Here is a 15,210-nt window from a genome sequence, read left to right on the forward strand (position 1 = left end):
GAAGGGCGGTGCCGGACCGGCGGCGGGCGTCGGTCCGGCGAATCGGGTCGCGCGTCGCTGGAGACCTGGGTCTCCGGCGACCGGCGTCTTACTTGATCACGTAGGGGATCAGGCCGAGGAAGCGGGCGCGCTTGATCGCCTGGGCGAGCTCGCGCTGCTTCTTGGCCGAAACGGCCGTGATGCGGGACGGAACGATCTTGCCGCGCTCGGAGATGTAGCGCTGCAGGAGACGGATGTCCTTGTAGTCGATCTTCGGCGCATTCGGGCCCGAGAACGGGCAGGTCTTGCGGCGACGGAAGAACGGACGGCGCTGGCCGCCGCTGGACGCGCTGGTGGTGCCGATCTCAGCCATTATTCAGCCGCTCCTTCAGAATCTTCCGAGCGCGGACGACGCTCGCCACGGAAACCGCCGCCGGCGCCACCGCCGAAGCCGCCACGCGGACGGTCGCCACGGTCGCCGAAGCGGCCGCCACGGTCGCCATCGTCACGATCGCGCTTCTGCAGCATCGCGGACTGGCCTTCCTCGTGTTCCTCGACCTTGAGGGTCAGGATGCGGAGGATGTCTTCGTTCATGCGCTGCTGACGCTCGAGCTCGGCCACTGCGGCGGCCGGGGCGTCGATGTTGATCAGCGTGTAGTGCGCCTTGCGGTTCTTGCGAATCCGGAATGCGACCGACTTCAGGCCCCACTGCTCGATCTTGCCGACCGTGCCGCCATTGGCCTCGATGAGGCCCTTGAACTGCTCGGTAAGTGCTTCGACCTGCTGTGCGGACACGTCCTGTCGCGACAGAAATACGTGCTCATAAAGCGGCATGATTGCCCTTCCTTTTCGTTTCCCGGCGCCAAGCCTCACCGAAGCCTTCGAGAAAGGCTGATCGGTACGAACTTCGAGAGCGGAGACACGGGAAGACGGGATCTCTGATCCCTGCGGCTCGCGCCGCCTTCCGTTCAACCCCCGGCCGGGTGTCGTTACGACGGGCGGTGCATATACGGGAATGGCCGAGAAGGCAAGGCGTGGCGCGATTCTTTGGATCGCCGCCTGTGGGGGCCGGACGGATTATTCGGCCGGACAGGAGTTGGTGCACTGGCTCGTAGAAAGAAAGCCCCTCACCCAACCCTCTCCCGCTCGCGGGAGAGGGCCAAGGGCAGCGCTTGTTCCAATATACAGCCGAGCCGACTGGCACCGGCTTGCTCCCTCTCCCGGCACGGGAGAGGGTTGGGGTGAGGGGCTTACTCCCTCTCCTGCGAGCGGGAGAGGGGTGGGGTGAGGGCCCTACTTCCCGCCAATCCCGTTCAGCTCGGCCAGCGCGTCGTCCGGCAAAACGAGATCGGCGACGGCGAGGTTTTCCTTGAGGTGACCGACCGACGAGGTGCCGGGAATGAGCAGGATGTTCGGCGAGCGCTGCAGCAGCCAGGCGAGGGCAACCTGCATCGGCGTGGCGCCGAGACGCGTGGCGACGTCGTTCAGCGTCGCGGATTGCAGCGGGCTGAAGCCGCCGAGCGGGAAGAAGGGCACATAGGCGATGCCGTCGCGGGCGAGGTCGTCGATCAGCGCGTCGTCGGCCCGGTGCGCCAGATTGTACTGGTTCTGCACGCAGACGATGTCGGTGATCTTTCGCCCTTCGGCAATTTGCGTCGGCGTCACGTTGCTGAGGCCGATATGGCGGACGAGGCCCTGGCGCTGCAAATCGGCCAGCACCGTCAGCGTCGGCTCGATCGAGCCTTCGGCCGGGCCGTGCGTGTCGAACATGATGCGCAGGTTGACCACTTCCAGCACGTCGAGGCCGAGATTGCGGAGATTGTCATGCACCGCCGCCGTCAGCTCTTCCGGCGCGTAGGCCGGCAGCCACGACGCGTCGGCGCCGCGCCTTGCGCCGATCTTGGTCACCAGCACGAGATCGTCGGGATAGGGGTGGAGAGCCTCGCGGATCAGCTGGTTGGTGACGTGCGGGCCGTAATAGTCGCAGGTGTCGATATGGTCGACGCCCTGCGCCAGCGCCTCGCGCAGCACGGCGATCGCGGCGTCATGATCCCTGGGCGGGCCGAACACGCCGGGGCCGGCGAGCTGCATCGCGCCATAGCCGAGCCGCTTCACGCTGCGGTCGCCGAGCCTGTAGGTGCCGGCCGTGTCGATCGTCGTTGTCGTCATGGTGTTTCTCCTTTGCGGTGGCATGGAGATAGACCCTGCCGGGCTCTGCGATAATCGCGTACAATCGGCACGAGCTGTACGGAATTTCGAACAATGACCATCGATCTCGGGGATCTCAACGCCTTCGTGGCCGTGGCGCGGGCGCAGGGCTTTCGCGAGGCGGCGCGGGTGGGCGGCGGCAGCGCCTCCGCGATGAGCGAGGCCGTGCGCCGGGTCGAAGCGCAGCTTGGCGTCCGGCTCTTCAACCGCACGACAAGAAGTGTCGTCCTGACAGAGGCCGGCCGGGGCCTGCTGGAACGGCTCGGCCCGGCGCTGACCGAGGTCGAGGCGGCGCTCGATGTCGTCAACGGCTTTCGCGACCGGCCCGCCGGAACGCTGCGCCTGAACGTGCCGATCAGCGCGGTGCGGCTGGTGCTCGGCAGCATCGTGCCCGCCTTTCTCGCCGCCTATCCGGAGATCCGGCTGGAGGTCATCGCCGAGGACAGCTTCGTCGACGTTCTCGCCGCCGGCTGCGACGCCGGCATACGTTACGACGAAAGCCTCGAGCAGGACATGATCGCCGTGCCGATCGGGCCGCGCACGCAGCGCTTCGCAGCCGCCGCCGCGCCGTCCTATCTCGACCGCCATGGCCGCCCGGACCATCCGCGCGCGCTTGCCGACCATGCGTGCCTGCGCTTTCGCTTCTCGAGCGGCGCCATGCCGTTGTGGGAGTTCGAGCGCGATGGCGAGGCGGTCCGGGTCGAGACGGGCGGGCCGCTGGTTGTCCAGGCGGGATCCGCGACCGACCTCGCCGTCCAGGCGGCGATCGCGGGAACGGGCATCGTCTATCTGTTCGAGGATTGGCTGCGGCCGCATATTGAAAGCGGTGCGCTGGAGCCGGTGCTGGAGGACTGGTGGCCGCGCTTCTCGGGACCGTTTCTCTATTATCCCGGCCGGCGGCTGGTGCCCGCGCCGCTTCGTGCCTTCATCGATTTCATCCGTGCGAACCCTTGGCGGCCGTGATCGCCGGCCGCATGTTGTCCGCTCCTTCCTATGGCTGCCTTCACATGGGTGTCATGCGCAACTCTTAGGTCCGGATTGTCGACCGCCTTGGCGGTCTCCCCAATCCATGAGGTACCCGATGCGCAAGATGTTGCTCGCCCTGGCTGCGACGACCATGCTCGCCGGCGCGGCCCAGGCCGCGACCGTCTATCCGCTCGACCGCGCGACGATTCTCGCCGGCTCGCCCTTCGACTTCAAGGTCGAGTTCAAGGAGACGGTCAAGCCCGAGGACGTCAAGATCACCGTCAACGGCCAGGACTACAAGACGGTCTTCGGCGCCGAGGCGACGTTCACCGAGACCGAACTCGGCAAGGACGACAAGAAGCTCGGCTCGGCCGTCATCCTGCGCAAGCTCGTGCTCGCCACGCCGGGCACCTACACGGTCGAGGCCTCGGCCGGCGGCGAGACCAAGTCGGTCACCTGGGACGTTTACGGCACCGCCGCCCAGCCCAAGGCCAAGAACGTCATCTTCCTGCTCGGGGACGGCCTCTCGGTCGCGCACCGCACCGCTGCGCGGATCATGTCCAAGGGCGTGACCGAGGGTAAGGCGGACGGCCGCCTCAACATGGACGACCTCGACCACATGGCCTTCATCGGCACCTCGTCGACCGAAGCCATCGCCACCGACAGCGCCAACACCATGTCGGCCTACATGACCGGCCACAAGACGGCCGTGAACGCCCTCGGCGTCTATGCCGACCGTACCCCGGCCTCGATGGACGACCCGAAGGTCGAGACGCTGGGCGAGGCGCTCCGCCGCCAGACCAAGAAGTCGATCGGCATCGTCACCACCTCCGAACTGCAGGACGCGACCCCGGCCGCCGTCGTCGCCCACACCCGCAAGCGCGCCGACAAGGCCGAGATCACCGGCATGATGTTCGACGTCCAGCCGGATGTCGTGCTCGGCGGCGGCTCCGCCTACTTCCTCGGCAAGGAGACCCCCGGCTCCAAGCGCAAGGACGACAAGGACTACATCAAGCAGTTCCAGGATGCCGGCTACACGCTCGCCACCGACAAGGCCGAGCTCGAGAAGGCGGCCGGCACCAATACCGGCAAGATCCTCGGCCTGTTCCATACCGGCAACATGGACACCGTGCTCGACCGCGAGTTCCTGAAGAAGGGCACGGTCTCGAAGTTCCCGAACCAGCCCGGCCTCGTCGAGATGACGGAAACCGCGCTGGCGCAGCTCTCGAAGAACCCCGAGGGCTTCTTCCTGATGGTCGAGGGCGCGAACATCGACAAGATGTCCCATCCGCTCGACTGGGACCGCGCCGTCGTCGAGACCATCGAGTTCGACAAGGCGGTCGGCGTGGCGCGCGCCTTCGCCGAGAAGAATCCGGACACGCTGATTGTCGTCACCGGCGATCACACGCATGGCGTCTCGATCATCGGCACCGTCGATGACGACAAGGCCGGCTCGGAAATGCGCGAAAAGGTCGGCACCTATGCCGACGCCGGTTTCCCGAACTACACGGACGAGAACAAGGACGGCTACCCGGACAAGATCGACGTCAGCCGTCGCCTGTTCCTCGCCGCCAACAACGGCCCGGACCACTACGAGACCTTCCGTCCGAAGCTCGATGGCCCGTTCGTGCCGGCCGTGCAGAACGAGAAGAAGGAATATGTCGCGAACGAAGCCTACAAGGACGTTCCCGGCGCCGTCTTCGTTCAGGGCAATATTCCGAAGGAAGGCGACTCGGGCGTCCATGCCGTCGACGACGTCGTCCTGCAGTCGACCGGCCCCGGCTCGGAAGGCTTCAAGGGCTACATGGAGCAGAGCGACGTTTACCGCGTGATCGTCGACGCCCTGGCGCTGGCGCCCGCCAAGCAATAATCCGCGGGCCACTGGCCGCATCCTGAAAGACAGGCTTCGGGCGCAAGCGCCCGAGGCCGCTTCCTTTTGAGGAGAGACCGATGCCGTTGGTTCGGATTTCGCGGCGCGATGCGCTGCTCGGAGGTCTTGCCGCGCTGGCGGCCCCCGTGATCCCGGCGCGTCCCGCGCTTGCCGCCCTGCCGGCACTGACCTTCGACGAGCTCTACGGCTCGGTCGGCGTGCTCGGCCTCACCTTCTCCGACAAGGTCAAGCAACTGGCGGGGAAGGCCGTGACGATGCGCGGCTTCATGGCGCCGCCGCTGAAGGCTGAAGCCGCCTTCTTCGTCCTGACCGAAATCCCGATGTCGCTCTGCCCGTTCTGCTCGTCGGATGCCGACTGGCCGGACAACATCATCGTCGTCTATCTCGGCGAGAAGCAGACCTTCGTTCAGCCGAACGCGGTCATCGAGGTGAAGGGCATTCTCGAATACGGCTCGTGGACGGATCCAGAGACCGGCTTCGTCAGCCTGCTGCGCCTGCGCGACGCCAGTTTCGGGCTCGTCTAGATCCATGCTCGGCCTGCATATCGAACGGCTTTCGGTCTCCTTCCCCGGTCTGCCGGCGCCCGTGCTGGAGATTCCGGAACTCGACATCGCCCCCGGCGCGCGCGTCGCCGTCACCGGCCCTTCCGGCTCGGGAAAGAGCACGCTGGTCCATATCGTCACCGGGCTGGAACGCTCGAAGCAGGGCGTCGTGCGCTGGCGCGATACCGACATTGGCCGCCTCTCCGAACGCGCGCGCGATGGCTGGCGGGCTGAGAATGTCGGCCTCGTCATGCAGGATTTTCACCTCTTCCCCGGTCTCTCGGCGCTGGAGAACGTGCTGCTGCCGGTCAGGCTGCGCATGCGCGGCGTCGGCGCCCATCTCGGTCGGGCGCGCGAACTGCTCGCCCGTGTCGGGCTGCGCCGGCTCGACCAGGCGATCACCACCATGTCGCGGGGCGAGATGCAGCGTGTCGCCGTTGCCCGCGCGCTGCTGCGCAGGCCGGGCGTCATCGTCGCGGACGAGCCGACCGCGAGCCTCGATGCCGAGAGCGGCGCCGTCGTCGCCGAATTGCTGCTCGAACTGGCGCGCGAGGAGGGGGCGACGCTCCTTGTCGTCTCGCACGACCCGCGTCTGGTCGAACGGATGGATCGAGCCATCCGCCTCGTCGCGGGCCGCATCGCTGCCGAGCCTGACGGAGACCTCGCAGCCGCCGCCGGAGGCCTGGCCCCATGATTCGCTTCGTCTTCGCCGATCTCCGCCGCCTCTGGGCCGGTTCGCTGGTGGTCGTGCTGCTTGTGGCGCTGGCAACGGCGCTCGGTGTCGCGGTGACCTTGCAGGAGCGTGCGCTGCGCCTCGGCAGCGCCCGGGCGGCTGACAAGTTCGATCTGGTCGTCGGCGCTGCCGGCAGCGAGACGCAGCTTGTCCTTTCCTCGATCTTCCTGCAGGCGGCACCGCTGCCGCTGGTGCCCGGCAAGGTGCTGCATGACCTCGCCGAGGATCCGCGCGTCAGCTGGGCGGCGCCGGTGGGCTTCGGCGATTCCTTCGATGGCTACCCGATCGTCGGCACCACCGTCGGCTTGATCGATGGCGCCGGCGGCGGGCTGGCGGAAGGCCGCGCCTTCGCGGCGAAGCCCGAAGCCGTCATTGGCTCGGCCGTGCCGCTCAAGCTCGGCCAGGAGGTCAAGCCGATGCACGGCATGCCGGGCGAGGGCGGTCACACGCATGCCGAGATCGCCTATCGCGTCGTCGGCCGCATGCCGCCGACCGGCACGCCCTGGGACCGCGCCATTCTGGTGCCGATCGAGGCGGTCTGGGGCATCCACGGCATGGAAGCCGGGCACGATCATAAGGCGGCCGGGGCCGGCGACGATCACGACCATGACCGGGATCACGCTCACGAGGCGGATGCGGGGGCGGCGCCGGAAGCGGAGCATGATCACACAGCGGAGCCCGGACACGCGCATGCCGAAGATCACGATCACGGCCACGACGAAGCCGGGCCGGCCGCGCTCGGCGGCCCGTGGAGCGAGACGACGCCCGGCGTGCCGGCGATCCTCGTCAAGCCGAAGACCTTCGCCGATGCCTACAAGCTGCGCGGCCAGTATCGCGCCGGCGCGACGCTGGCCGTTTTCCCCGGCGAGGTGCTGACCAATCTCTATGCCACGCTGGGCGACGCCAAGACGGTGCTGGGCGCCGTCGCGATCGGCGCGCAGGCGCTGGTGGCCGCCGCGATCGCTCTGGTCACGATCGTGCATGTTGGCCAGCGCCGCCGCCAGATCGGCGCGCTGCGGGCGCTCGGCGCACCACGCCTGGCGTTGTTCGGCATCGTCTGGTCGGAACTCTTCGCGCTGGTCGCGGGTGGCGTGATGCTCGGCCTGGCGCTCGGCTATGGCGCGGCGCGTTTCCTGTCGGCGCTGTTCACGCGGCAGAACGGCGTCGTGCTGCCGGTGGGCTTCGCATGGGCCGATTGGGTTCTGGTCGCCTCGCTGCTGGCGGTCGCGGCGGTGCTGGCGGCGATCCCGGCCATCCTTGCCTATCGCCAGCCGGCGGCGTCGGCGCTGCGCGCTTGAGGCTCCCGCTCAGGTTGGCGAGACGACGTTCACGACGATCATCATGGCGATGCCGAGCGCCGTCACCAGAAGGCCGAGCATGAAGCGGTTCTTGGCGCGCTGGTAGATCGGGATTTCGAGCGAGTTGACCTCGAGCATCTCGGCCAGCGCCTTGATCTGCAGCGCGACGCCGATCGCCAGCGCGATGGCCTCGATGAAGTCGGTCGTCATCCAGGGCGAATCGTCGGTCGCCCATTGCACGGTGAAGCCGAGCGAGAAGCCGAGCACGATACCCATCGCCGTCAGCGAGCCGTTGCGGAAGGTCGAATCGATTCGCGGTGTCGGTTCGCGCGGGCTGCCCGGATCGGTGGTCATCGACACGTCCCTTCAGCGGGTGATGCGGCGACTGGCTTCCGGCCGGACGCCTGATGGTAGCCCGGGCGTCGCGGCGGTTGTGCCTGCCAGTTTTCTATCGCAATGGCGGCGGATTGGACATCACGTTGCCGCCAGCCGGTCGCGGTGGCGGGCAGGGCGATCGCGCTGGCCGCTTTCGGCCATGCAAAACATCGATTTTCGTGATGACAGCATCAATTTTTCCGCACTTTTCTTTCCAATCGACCGCGGCCATAGTGCTTTTCTTCGAAAAGACCTCCGGAATCGCCGCTTTTGGGCTCGCCCTTCCCCAGGTCATCTCAATCAAGGACTTCGGAAGTGAGCGAGAGCGCGCAAGCTTTGCCCGCATCGTCCGCCCGCGGCATCGCCGAGCGGACCTCCCTGGGCATTTTGGTGGCCATCAGCATTTCCCACATGCTGAACGATCTGATGCAGTCGGTGATTCCGGCGATCTACCCGATCCTGAAGACGGAGTTCGCGCTGAGCTTCGGCCAGATCGGCCTGATCCAGCTGGCGTTCCAGCTGACGGCATCGATTCTTCAGCCTGTGGTCGGCATCTATACGGACAAGCATCCGCAGCCCTTCTCGCTGGCGGTGGGCATGGGCGTGACGCTCTGCGGCCTGCTGATGGTGTCGATGGCCAACACCTATCCGATGCTGCTGCTCGCGGTGGCGATGATCGGCATGGGCTCGTCGATCTTCCATCCGGAAGCCTCGCGCGTCGCCCGCATGGCGTCCGGCGGCCGGCATGGCTTTGCCCAGTCGCTGTTCCAGGTCGGCGGCAATTTCGGCTCGGCGATCGGCCCGCTGCTCGCCGCGGTCATCGTGCTGTCGCGCGGCCAGGCCAGCGTCGCCTGGTTCTCGCTGGTCGCCCTCGTCGGCGCGATGATCCTGACCCGGGTCGGCTTCTGGTATCGGGACCATCAGCGCGAGCGCAAGAAGGCCAATGTCGCGCCGGTCGTGCAGACGCTGTCGCGCAAGGTGGTCGTCCGCTCGATCCTGATCCTCGCCGTGCTGATCTTCTCCAAGTTCTTCTACATGGCGGCGCTGACCAGCTACTACACGTTCTATCTGATCGAGACGTTCAACGTGTCGGTGAAGGACGCGCAGATCTACCTGTTCGTCTTCCTTGCCGCCGTCGCGGCCGGCACCATCGCCGGCGGCCCCATCGGCGACCGTTTCGGCCGCAAGTTCGTGATGTGGTTCTCGATCCTGGGCGTGCTGCCGTTCACGCTGCTGCTGCCGCACGCCAGCCTCGGTTGGACGATCGCGCTGTCGATCGTGATCGGCTTCATCCTGTCCTCGGCCTTCCCGGCGATCATCGTCTATGCGCAGGAGCTGGTGCCCGGAAAGGTTGGCCTCGTCTCCGGCCTGTTCTTTGGCTTCGCCTTCGGCATGGGCGGCATCGGCGCGGCAGCGCTCGGCGAACTCGCCGACTGGACCTCGATCACCTTCGTGTTCCAGATCTGCGCCTTCCTGCCGGTTCTCGGTCTGCTGACGGCCTTCCTGCCGAACATCCGCAAACCGAGGCCCGCCTGACGCCACGATCCCGAGCCCGGCGGTGGACAAATCCCCACTGTCGGGCCGGTCTAAGCGTGAGAATCCTTGCCGCCGCGACGTCCCGCCGCCGCGGCGGTCCTCAGCCAGGAGCGCGGCGGCGCCTGTTCCGGACGTGGCCGGAAGTCCTTTCCAGCGAGGCCCCGCAGCGGCAAAAATCGGCCCGAGGCTTGACTTCGCGGCCGTAACAGAGGATTAGCCGCCGCCGACACGCGATGATCATCGCGCCAACATTTCGTGCGGGAACAGCCATGACGATCGCTCTCACATTTCCCGGTCAGGGCAGCCAGGCCGTCGGTATGGGCAAGGCGCTCGCCGACAATTTCGCCGAAGCACGCGCCGTCTTCGATGAAGTCGACGAAGCGCTCGGCGAGAAGCTCTCGACCGTCATCTGGGATGGCCCGATCGAGACGCTGACCCTTACCGCCAATGCCCAGCCCGCCCTGATGGCGGTCAGCCTCGCCGCCTTGCGCGTGCTGGAGGCCCAGGGCTTCTCCGTTTCCAGGGCGGCCCATGTCGCCGGCCATTCGCTCGGCGAATATTCGGCGCTGGCCGCCGCCGGCAGCCTGTCGATCTCCGACGCGGCCCGCCTGCTGCGCATCCGCGGCACCGCCATGCAGGCCGCCGTGCCGGTAGGCGAGGGCGCCATGGCCGCGCTGCTCGGCCTCGATTTCGACGCCGCCAAGGCGGTTGCCGACGAGGCCGCCGAGGGGGATGTCTGCCAGGCAGCCAACGACAATGGTCCCGGCCAGGTCGTCATCTCCGGCGCCAAGGCCGCTGTCGAGCGCGCGCTCGAGATCGCCAAGGCCAAGGGCGCCAAGCGTGCGCTGCTGCTCCCCGTGAGCGCGCCGTTCCATTGCCGCCTGATGCAGCCCGCCGCCGACGTGATGGCCGACGCTCTTTCCAAGGTGACGATCAACGCGCCCGTCGTGCCGCTGGTCGCCAACGTGCTGGCCGCGCCGATCTCCGATCCCGCCGAAATCCGCGCCCGCCTCGTCGAGCAGGTGACCGGCATGGTGCGCTGGCGCGAGTCGATCGGCTGGCTCGCCGCCAATGGCAGCGATCTCTTTGTCGAAATCGGCGCCGGCAAGGTGCTGTCGGGGCTTGCCAAGCGCATCGCCCCCGAGGCACAGACGCTCAATGTCGGCACGCCCGACGACGTGGCCGCGGCGATCGAGCGTCTCGCTTGAGCGCTGGCCGCGTCACAGTCCGTCCAGGGCAGCCAATCCAGGTATGAACCGGATCATCAGAAGGAAGTCGTCATGTTCGATTTGACCGGCAAGCGCGCGCTCGTTACCGGCGCCAGCGGTGGCATCGGCCGGGCGATCGCCCAGGCGCTGCACAAGCAGGGCGCCACCGTCGCCATCTCCGGCACCCGCCGCGAGGCGCTCGAGGCTCTGGCGACCGAGCTCGGCACCAATGTCCATGTCCTGCCGTGCAACCTGTCGGTCGCCGAAGAGGTCGAGCAGTTGGTCCCGCGCGCCGAAGAGGCGATGGGCGAGGTCGACCTCCTGATCAACAATGCCGGCATCACGCGCGACATGCTGTTCGCCCGCCTGTCGGACGAGGCGTGGCAGGAAGTCCTCGACGTCAACCTGACCTCGGCCTTCCGCCTGACCCGCGCCGCGCTGCGCGGCATGATGCGCCGCCGTTCCGGCCGCATCATCTCGATCACCTCGATCGTCGCGGTGACGGGCAATGCCGGCCAGGGCAACTATACCGCGTCCAAGGCGGCGCTGATCGCGATGTCGAAGTCGCTCGCCCAGGAAGTGGCGAGTCGCAACGTCACGGTCAATTGCGTCGCCCCCGGTTTCATCGAGACGGCGATGACCGACGCCCTCAACGAAAAGATTCGTGCATCGCTTCTGGAGCGGGTGCCGGCCAAGCGTCTCGGCACGCCCGAGGACATCGCCGCCGCCGTGGTCTACCTGGCCTCGGAAGAAGCGGCCTACGTGACCGGCCAGACCCTTCATGTCAACGGTGGTATGGCTATGATCTAATTGAGGTTTCTGCGTTCGCGCAAACCTCTCGGAGAGGGTCTGTCACACCCCTTCGCGGCGGCTGGTCAAGGTTCAGAAACTATGTTAGGACCGCGCAATATCAGTGCCGCGTCTTCGCCGCTTTCGCGGCGGAGCGGGTGTGGATTGACGATCGCCGAAGACTAGTGACGATATCGCGGTGCGTTTTCGGGGGATTGCCGAGACGTCCGGGTTTCCAGCGCGCGAGAAGTCGCGGCAATAGTAGACAGAGAACAATCGAGGTTTTGAGACATGAGCGACATCGCTGATCGGGTAAAGAAGATCGTCATCGAGCATCTCGGCGTCGAAGCCGACAAGGTGACCGAGGGCGCGAGCTTCATCGACGATCTCGGCGCTGACAGCCTCGACACGGTCGAGCTGGTCATGGCGTTCGAGGAAGAGTTCGGCGTGGAGATCCCCGACGACGCAGCCGAGACGATCCTGACCGTCGGCGACGCAGTCAGCTTCCTGGAGAAGAACGCCGGCTGATCGCCGATGTTCATCCATCGTAAGCCAATGACAAGAACGGCCGGACCCGCCTGGGTCCGGATCGGGGGAAGCGTATGAGACGAGTCGTTGTAACCGGGATGGGTATGGTGACGCCGCTCGGTTGCGGCGTCGACGCCAACTGGTCGAACATTCTTGCCAGCAAGAGCGGCGCCCAGAAGATCACGAGCTTCGAGGTCGAGGACCTGCCGGCTCAGATCGCTTGCCTTATCCCGCACGGTGACAAGGCCGACGGCAAGTACAATCCGGACGACTGGATGGAGCCGAAAGACCAGCGCAAGGTCGATGATTTCATCGTCTACGCGATGGCCGCGGCCGACCAGGCCGTGCATGATTCGGGTTGGTTGCCCACCGAGTACGAGGACCAGATCCGCACCGGCGTGCTGATCGGTTCCGGCATCGGCGGCATCCAGGGCATCGTCGAGGCCGGCTTCACGCTGCGCGACAAGGGCCCCCGCCGGATCAGCCCCTTCTTCATCCCCGGCCGCCTGATCAACCTCGCCTCCGGCCAGGTCTCGATCCGCTACGGTTTCAAGGGACCGAATCATTCGGTCGTGACGGCCTGCTCGACGGGCTCGCACGCGATCGGCGACGCCGCGCGCCTGATCGCGCTCGACGATGCCGACGTCATGATCGCCGGCGGCACCGAGGGCTCGGTCTCCCGTATCGCGCTCGCAGGCTTTGCCGCCTGCAAGGCGCTGGCGACCAACTTCAACGATCGCCCGCAGGAAGCTTCGCGTCCGTACGACCGCGACCGTGACGGCTTCGTCATGGGCGAGGGCTCGGGCATCGTCGTGCTCGAGGAGCGCGAGCACGCAATTCGTCGCGGCGCTAAGATCTATGGCGAAGTGATCGGCTACGGCATGTCCGGCGACGCCTATCACATCACTGCACCGTCCGAGGACGGCGACGGCGCCTATCGCTGCATGGTCGCGGCGCTGAAGCGCGCCGGCCTGCAGCCGTCCGAGATCGACTACGTCAACGCCCATGGCACGTCGACCATGGCCGACGGCATCGAACTCAAGGCGGTCGAGCGCGTCGTCGGTGACGCCGCCTCGAAGATCGCCATGTCCTCGACGAAGTCGGCGACGGGCCACCTGCTGGGTGCGGCCGGCGCGGTCGAGGCGATCTACTCGCTGCTGGCGATTCGCGACAATGTCGCGCCGCCGACGCTCAATCTCGACAACCCCTCCGTCGAGACGGCGATCGACCTTGTCCCCAAGGTTGCCAAGAAGCGGCAGATCGACGTAGCGCTCTCCAATTCCTTCGGTTTTGGCGGCACCAACGCTTCGCTCGTCTTCCGTCGGCACGCGGATTGAGAGCGCGTCTTCGCGCTTTCGCCATAATCCTCCATACATTCGCCTCTCGGCATCCGGATCCTCTCCGGATGTCGGCAGGTGAGAAGTAGGATGCGATGAACGAGACCAACCAACCGGGCGCCAAGGACAACAAGGCTGGCGATGCCGGTGAGGTCGGATCGGCCGAATTCGGCAATCGCATCAACCCGCGCAGCCCCGGCGACGCGCTCCGTCCCGAGCGCGTGCCGCCGCCGCCGCCCCGTTCGCAGCAGGCGCGCCACCCCATCGTCATCATCATGAATTTCGCCATGACGATCCTCGTCGTCGGCGTTCTCGGTGCGGTCGGCCTCTTCTTCTTCGGCAAGCTCCGTTTCGAGCAGGCGAGCCATTTCGGCCAGGCGCGGACGGTCTCGATCGAGCGCGGCAAGAGCCTGCGTGAGATCGCCGAGGAACTGCATGAGCGCGGCCTTATCTCGTCCAAGTGGATCTTCATTGCCGGCGTCCGCGCCAACCAGATGCAGGACGATCTGAAATCGGGCGACTACCTGATCGCGCCGCATTCCAGCATGCGCGACATCATGAACGCTATGGTGAGCGGCAAGGCGATCCTCTACTCCGTCTCGATCCCGGAAGGCCTGACCAGCCAGCAGATCGTCGACCGGCTGAACGCCGATCCCGGCCTGGTCGGCGAGATCAAGGAAGTGCCGCCGGAAGGCAGCCTCCTGCCCGACACCTACCGCTTCTCGCGCGGTGACAGCCGCCAGAACATCATCGACCGCATGCTGCGCGAGCGCGACCGGGTGATGACCGCGATCTGGACCAGCCGTGACAAGGACCTGCCGATGAAGACGCAGGCGGAGCTGGTGACGCTCGCCTCGATCGTCGAGAAGGAAACCGGCATGGCCGACGAGCGCAGCCGCGTCGCCGCCGTCTTTATCAACCGCCTCCGCAGCAACATGCGCCTGCAGTCCGACCCGACCGTGATCTACGGCATCTATGGCGGCGCCGGCCTGCCTTCGGGCACGCCGATCCGTCGTTCCGATCTCGACGCCGTCAACGACTACAATACCTACAAGATCAATGGCCTGCCCAAGGGGCCGATCGCCAATCCGGGCAAGGCGTCGCTGGCCGCGGTCGCCAATCCGTCGCGGACCAAGGATCTCTATTTCGTCGCGGACGGAACCGGCGGCCACGCCTTCGCCGAGAGCTATGCGGACCACCGCAAGAACGTTGCGCGCTATCGCAAGTGGGTCGCCGAGCAGAAGGCGAAGGGCGATGCGGCGGCCGCCGAGCAGAGTGCGGGTCCGGGCGATGCCGTCGATGAAGGCGATGCGCCTGACGACAGCGCCAATGCGGCGCCGGTGCCGACCCCGAAGCCCTGATCGCTTCCGCGGACCGACGACCCCGCCTCAGCCGGGCAGTCCGTCGAGACGGGGGATTTGTTCCAGATGCTCGTCCCAGTCGGCGCGGCTGGCGACGTTGATATGCGCGTTCGGCCGCATCGGCAGCGGGCTGTCGAGGCTGCCGGCCGGCACGACCAGCAATGCGCCGTCCATCTGCAGCCCCGGCAGGGCCGAGCCGCAATCGGCGCAGAAGCTGCGCTGATGCCGCGTCTCCGGCAGCTGGAACGTCCGCACCTTCTCCTCGCCCGACAGCCAGCCGAGCCGCGCTTCGGTCGAGAACAGGTTGGCGCCGTGGGCAGAGCCGCTGTCCTTGCGGCAGCGCGAGCAGTGGCACAGGAAGAAGCTCTGGAAGTCGCCGGAGACTTCGAACCGGGCCGCGCCGCAGAGGCACGAGCCGTGATGGGATGCGGACATGGGGTCTCTCGCGCCGGGATAGGG

Annotated in this window: 16 protein-coding genes; 11 read left to right on the forward strand and 5 right to left on the reverse strand. The window is 66.7% G+C overall.

Annotated elements, in window-relative coordinates; translation table 11 throughout:
- Nucleotides 1-88: 88 nt before the first annotated feature.
- The 3 genes from rpsR to WFK98_RS05380 all read right to left on the reverse strand — a co-directional run bounded on the left by rpsR (nucleotide 89) and on the right by WFK98_RS05380 (nucleotide 2,148).
- The gene (gene rpsR, locus WFK98_RS05370; protein ID WP_201403427.1) at nucleotides 89-352 is read right to left on the reverse strand and encodes a 30S ribosomal protein S18; all 264 of its coding nucleotides are present in this window, start codon (nucleotides 350-352) and stop codon (nucleotides 89-91) included.
- Nucleotides 352-813: a 30S ribosomal protein S6 gene (gene rpsF / locus WFK98_RS05375; RefSeq protein WP_266339683.1), complete on the reverse strand. Its 462-nt coding sequence runs from the start codon at nucleotides 811-813 to the stop codon at nucleotides 352-354. Before rpsF ends, rpsR begins: the two co-directional genes overlap by 1 nt.
- Before the next feature lie 459 nt (nucleotides 814-1,272).
- A complete protein-coding gene (locus WFK98_RS05380) occupies nucleotides 1,273-2,148 on the reverse strand; it encodes an aldo/keto reductase family oxidoreductase (protein WP_336799508.1) in 876 nt (291 codons plus the stop codon).
- 93 nt (nucleotides 2,149-2,241) lie between these two features.
- On the opposite strand from WFK98_RS05380, the gene WFK98_RS05385 reads away from it, so the two are divergent.
- The 5 genes from WFK98_RS05385 to WFK98_RS05405 all read left to right on the forward strand — a co-directional run bounded on the left by WFK98_RS05385 (nucleotide 2,242) and on the right by WFK98_RS05405 (nucleotide 7,617).
- Entirely contained in the window at nucleotides 2,242-3,150 is a 909-nt protein-coding gene (locus tag WFK98_RS05385; RefSeq protein ID WP_336799509.1) for a LysR family transcriptional regulator, read from the forward strand.
- Nucleotides 3,151-3,268: 118 nt separating this feature from the next.
- The gene (locus tag WFK98_RS05390; protein ID WP_336799510.1) at nucleotides 3,269-5,023 is read left to right on the forward strand and encodes an alkaline phosphatase; all 1,755 of its coding nucleotides are present in this window, start codon (nucleotides 3,269-3,271) and stop codon (nucleotides 5,021-5,023) included.
- Between the two features lie 80 nt (nucleotides 5,024-5,103).
- Complete coding sequence (locus WFK98_RS05395; protein ID WP_336799511.1) at nucleotides 5,104-5,568, forward strand: hypothetical protein; 465 nt, start codon at nucleotides 5,104-5,106, stop codon at nucleotides 5,566-5,568.
- Nucleotides 5,569-5,572: 4 nt separating this feature from the next.
- Nucleotides 5,573-6,280 (forward strand): ABC transporter ATP-binding protein, encoded by a 708-nt coding sequence (locus tag WFK98_RS05400; protein WP_336799512.1) that lies wholly within the window; start codon nucleotides 5,573-5,575, stop codon nucleotides 6,278-6,280.
- The gene (locus WFK98_RS05405) at nucleotides 6,277-7,617 is read left to right on the forward strand and encodes an FtsX-like permease family protein (RefSeq protein WP_336799513.1); all 1,341 of its coding nucleotides are present in this window, start codon (nucleotides 6,277-6,279) and stop codon (nucleotides 7,615-7,617) included. The genes WFK98_RS05400 and WFK98_RS05405 overlap by 4 nt, the downstream gene beginning before the upstream one ends.
- A gap of 9 nt (nucleotides 7,618-7,626) precedes the next feature.
- Here WFK98_RS05405 and WFK98_RS05410 read toward each other — a convergent pair whose 3' ends face one another.
- Nucleotides 7,627-7,971 carry a hypothetical protein gene (locus WFK98_RS05410; RefSeq protein WP_266339482.1) on the reverse strand — a complete coding sequence of 115 codons (345 nt, stop codon included), beginning with the start codon at nucleotides 7,969-7,971 and terminating at the stop codon, nucleotides 7,627-7,629.
- Between the two features lie 432 nt (nucleotides 7,972-8,403).
- On the opposite strand from WFK98_RS05410, the gene WFK98_RS05415 reads away from it, so the two are divergent.
- From WFK98_RS05415 to mltG, 6 genes are all read left to right on the forward strand, one after another.
- Nucleotides 8,404-9,528 carry an MFS transporter gene (locus WFK98_RS05415; RefSeq protein WP_442907370.1) on the forward strand — a complete coding sequence of 375 codons (1,125 nt, stop codon included), beginning with the start codon at nucleotides 8,404-8,406 and terminating at the stop codon, nucleotides 9,526-9,528.
- Between the two features lie 269 nt (nucleotides 9,529-9,797).
- A complete protein-coding gene (gene fabD, locus WFK98_RS05420) occupies nucleotides 9,798-10,736 on the forward strand; it encodes an ACP S-malonyltransferase (RefSeq protein ID WP_336799515.1) in 939 nt (312 codons plus the stop codon).
- Nucleotides 10,737-10,808: 72 nt separating this feature from the next.
- Nucleotides 10,809-11,546 carry a 3-oxoacyl-[acyl-carrier-protein] reductase gene (gene fabG, locus WFK98_RS05425; RefSeq protein ID WP_266339485.1) on the forward strand — a complete coding sequence of 246 codons (738 nt, stop codon included), beginning with the start codon at nucleotides 10,809-10,811 and terminating at the stop codon, nucleotides 11,544-11,546.
- A 270-nt stretch (nucleotides 11,547-11,816) separates the two neighbouring features.
- The gene (locus WFK98_RS05430; RefSeq protein WP_104218330.1) at nucleotides 11,817-12,053 is read left to right on the forward strand and encodes an acyl carrier protein; all 237 of its coding nucleotides are present in this window, start codon (nucleotides 11,817-11,819) and stop codon (nucleotides 12,051-12,053) included.
- Between the two features lie 74 nt (nucleotides 12,054-12,127).
- Nucleotides 12,128-13,390: a beta-ketoacyl-ACP synthase II gene (gene fabF, locus WFK98_RS05435; RefSeq protein ID WP_266339486.1), complete on the forward strand. Its 1,263-nt coding sequence runs from the start codon at nucleotides 12,128-12,130 to the stop codon at nucleotides 13,388-13,390.
- Between the two features lie 95 nt (nucleotides 13,391-13,485).
- Nucleotides 13,486-14,751: an endolytic transglycosylase MltG gene (gene mltG, locus WFK98_RS05440; RefSeq protein ID WP_336799516.1), complete on the forward strand. Its 1,266-nt coding sequence runs from the start codon at nucleotides 13,486-13,488 to the stop codon at nucleotides 14,749-14,751.
- A gap of 27 nt (nucleotides 14,752-14,778) precedes the next feature.
- Here the strand turns inward: mltG and WFK98_RS05445 are convergent, their stop codons facing one another.
- Entirely contained in the window at nucleotides 14,779-15,186 is a 408-nt protein-coding gene (locus WFK98_RS05445) for a GFA family protein (RefSeq protein WP_336799517.1), read from the reverse strand.
- Nucleotides 15,187-15,210: the final 24 nt, after the last annotated feature.

It is taken from the genome of Kaistia sp. MMO-174, assembly GCF_037147815.1.
GTDB lineage: Bacteria > Pseudomonadota > Alphaproteobacteria > Rhizobiales > Kaistiaceae > Kaistia > Kaistia nematophila.